Source organism: Actinophytocola sp. (assembly GCF_049647105.1).
Lineage (GTDB): Bacteria > Actinomycetota > Actinomycetes > Mycobacteriales > Pseudonocardiaceae > Actinophytocola.
Genome location: NZ_JBARWZ010000192.1, coordinates 1 through 3,575, shown reverse-complemented (window position 1 = coordinate 3,575; position 3,575 = coordinate 1). Strand labels below are relative to the sequence as shown.

Here is a 3,575-nt window from a genome sequence, read left to right as displayed (position 1 = left end):
GGTGCTGGCGCTGGTCCGGCCGCTGCTGGGCACCGGCATCGGCGGTGAGGCCGCGGCGACGGCGTTCGAGGCGGCCGCGGCCGAGGCCCTGGCCATCGACCCCGCGCTGTCCGCACGGCTCTACGAGGCGGCCGTGACCGCGGGCCGCCCACCGCAGCAGGTCGCGGCGCGGCAGGCGGAGGCACTCGCGCTGGCCGGTGACCTGGACGGCGCGCTGCGGCTCGCCGACGAGGTGATCACCACCGAGTCCTCGGCGCAGCGGCGGCACGCGGCCGGGGTGGCCGCCGCGGCACTCGCGCACCGGGGGCAGCTTTTCCGCAGTGCCCAGCTGTACCGGTGGTCCGGCACCGACGAGGGCAAGCAGTTCGCCACCCTCGGCCTGCTGGGCATCGGCGACCTCGCCGACGCGCGGGAGCTGCGGGCGCAGACGTCGCCCGACGGGCCGCCGACCTCGCTGTCGAGCGCGCTCACGCTGATGACGAACGGGCTGCACGAGTCGGTGACCGGTGCCCCGACGACCGCGCTGTCGATGATGGTGCGGGCGGCGGGTCTGCTCGAACCGGTCGGCCGCGGGGTGCTGCTGCCGGACAGCCCTGCCGCCCTCGGCGCGTTGCTCGCGCTGCACTACGGGGAGCTGAGCACGGCGTCGTCGCTGCTGGACCGGGCCGTCGCGGCGGGCACCGGTGGCGCGCCGCTCGCGACCCGCCACCAGCTGCTGCGCACGTGGATCGCCATGCTGCGCGGCGACCTCACGGCCGCGGCGGCACAGCTGGCCGCCCTGCGCGGCACCCACCTCGAGCCCCGCGACTGGCTGTTCGCGGTGGCCATCGAACTGGGCGTGGCCCGCCGCGCGGGCGACACGAACACGCTGGGCCGGGCGTGGCTGCAGGCCGGTGAGGCACTGTTGCGCCACCCTATGGACCTGTTCACGATCCTGCCGCTTGGCGAGCTGACCGTGGCCGCGGCGCGGCTGCGGGAGGAGGCGCGGCTCTCCGCGCACCTCGACCAGGCCCGCACGCTGCTGAAGGGCCTTGGCGACCCGCCGCTGTGGGCGACGCCGCTGTGGTGGGGCGGGCTGCACGCGGCCGTCATCGCCGACCAGGTCGACGCGGCGAAGGAGCACGTCGAGGCGATGGAGCGGGCGGCGGCGAAGGACGAGCAGTTCGGCATCGTGGCCGCGGCGGGGCGGTGCTGGGCGGAGCTGATGGCTGGCAGGGTCGACCAGGACGCCGTCGAGGACGCGGCCCGCGGGCTGCACGCGGCCGGGTTCACGTGGGACGGCGCGCGGCTCGCGGCGCGGGCCGCGACCCGGACCTCGGACCGCAAGGCGATGGTGCGGCTGCTGGACTGCGCGCGGCTGCTGCAGGGCAAGCCGGTCGCGGCGCGGCGGGTGCCGGACGAGTCGAACGCGCTGCCCGAGGTGACGCTCTCGGAACGGGAGCTGCAGGTCGCGGAGCTGGTGGTGTCGGGGCTGACCTACAAGGACGTCGGCGACCGGCTGTTCATCTCCGCGAAGACCGTCGAGCACCACGTGGCACGGATGCGGCAGCGGCTCGGCGCGTCCAGCCGCAGCGAGCTGCTGTCCCAGCTGCGGACACTCGTCGGGAGCCCCGGTGCCCGCGGCTGAGCGGCTCGTCGAGGCCGGGCGAAGGCTCGCGGCAGGCGGGCTGGTGACCGGCACGTCCGGCAACCTGTCGATGCGGGTGGGTTCTGACGTGCTGGTGACGGGTTCCGGCACGGTGCTCGGCGAGCTGACCTCCGACGACCTGACGCTGGTGTCGTCGTCGGGCGATGTGCTGTCCGGCGAGCTGCCACCGACGTCAGAACTGCCGCTGCACCTGGCGGTCTACCAGGCGTTCCCGTCCGTCGGCGCGGTCGCGCACGCCCATTCGCCCTCGTCGGTCGCGGTCGGGCTCACCCACGACGTGCTGCCGCCGGTGCACTACCTGACCGTGCGGCTGGGCGGGGTGGTGCGGGTGGCGGACTACGCGACGTTCGGGTCACCGGAGCTGGCGGCGTCGGTAGTGGCGGGGCTGGCGGACCGGTCTGCCGTGCTGATGCGCAACCACGGGTCGGTCGCGCACGGCGAGTCGGTCGCGCAGGCGTGCGAGCGCCTCGAGCTGGTCGAGTGGTTGTCCGATGTGTACGCCCGCGCGGCGGCGCTCGGCACCCCGCGTCTGCTCAGCGCGGAGGAACTGGCGGCAGCGGATGCCACGTTCACCAGGTTGAACTACGGCCGACGCTCCTATACTCCGGGTTGTTGACCGTCCGCCAACAGATCGGTGACGACGTGACAGCCGCACCACGCAGGCGCAGGCTGGAGCCTGACGAGCGCCGCGAGGAGATCCTGGCGTGCGCGATGCACCTGTTCGGCGAACGTCCGTACGCGGCGGTGTCGACCACGGAGCTGGCCGCGCGGGCCGGGGTGGCTCGCGGGCTGATCAACCACTACTTCGGCACGAAGCGGGACCTGTACCTCGAGGTCGTCCGCCGCATGGTGACCATCCCGCGGTTCGCGATCGAGCAGCTGCCGGAGGGTCCACTCGAGACCCGCATCCACGCGGCGGTCGACTGGTTCCTGGAGGGCGTGTCCCGCAACAGCAAGGCCTGGCTGGCCGCGACGGGCGCGATCGGCCAGGACTCGGAGGTGGAGCAGATCCTGGCCGACGCCGACGAGCTCGCGGCCGACCGGGTGCTGGAGGCGGCGAGCCTGTCGGCACAGGCCCCTGAGCTGCGGGCGATGGTCCGCTCGTACGGCGGCATGGTGAAGTCCGCGGCCCGGGAGTGGCTGGTACGCAAGGATCTCACGCGCGAGCAGGTGCACCTGATGCTGAGCACCACGCTGCTGTCCCTGATCCGCGACGCGGCGCCGCGACTGACCGGCGACGGGCAACCACTCTCGTAGGCGCGAAACGCGGATGATCGCGGACGCGGCGTGTGCGAGAGTGGCCGCCGTGCTGGTGAGGAGAGAACGCGCGACGGACGTGCCCGCGATCGCCGAGATCCACCGGGCGGCCTTCAAGGGCGAGGTGGAGGCGCGGCTGGTGACGGCACTGCGTGCGTCGGACGCGTGGCTGCCGCCGCTGTCGCTGGTGGCGGAGCTGGCCGGCCGGGTCGTCGGCCACGTGGTGTGCACCCGCGCCCACGTGGGTGCGGTACCCGCGCTCGGCCTTGGCCCGCTTGGCGTGGACCCGGCGGTGCAGAAGGCTGGCGTTGGCGGCGCGCTGATGCACGCCGTCCTTGGCGCCGCGGACGCCATGGACGAGCCGATAGTGGTCCTCTTGGGACACACCGGCTACTACCCCCGCTTCGGCTTCGAACCGGCGACGACGTTCGGGATCACGCCGCCGGCCCCGGAGTGGGGCGACCACTTCCAGGCCCGCCCACTGTCCACCTACGACCCGAAGACCCGCGGCCCGTTCGCCTACGCAGGCCCGTTCAACGACCTGTAACCCCAGAACCCGCGAGTCCACGGTTCAGAACCCGCGAGTCCACGGTTCAGAACCCGCGAGTCCACGGTTCAGAACCCGCGAGTCCACGGTTCAGAACCCGCGAGTCCACGGTTCAGAACCCGC

Annotated in this window: 4 protein-coding genes; all 4 read left to right on the top strand. The window is 73.5% G+C overall.

Annotated features, from left to right (window positions below; translation table 11 throughout):
* The coding region (locus tag WBA97_RS22910) for a helix-turn-helix transcriptional regulator (RefSeq protein WP_424232947.1) at positions 1-1,627 on the top strand (1,627 nt) is incomplete at its 5' end.
* On the top strand, positions 1,614-2,264 hold the full coding sequence (locus tag WBA97_RS22905) for a class II aldolase/adducin family protein (protein WP_424232946.1): 651 nt from the start codon (positions 1,614-1,616) through the stop codon (positions 2,262-2,264). The genes WBA97_RS22910 and WBA97_RS22905, both read left to right, overlap by 14 nt.
* Complete coding sequence (locus WBA97_RS22900) at positions 2,261-2,905, top strand: TetR/AcrR family transcriptional regulator (RefSeq protein WP_424232945.1); 645 nt, start codon at positions 2,261-2,263, stop codon at positions 2,903-2,905. Before WBA97_RS22905 ends, WBA97_RS22900 begins: the two co-directional genes overlap by 4 nt.
* 49 nt (positions 2,906-2,954) lie before the next feature.
* The gene (locus tag WBA97_RS22895; RefSeq protein WP_424232944.1) at positions 2,955-3,452 is read left to right on the top strand and encodes a GNAT family N-acetyltransferase; all 498 of its coding nucleotides are present in this window, start codon (positions 2,955-2,957) and stop codon (positions 3,450-3,452) included.
* The last annotated feature ends 123 nt before the right edge of the window (positions 3,453-3,575 follow it).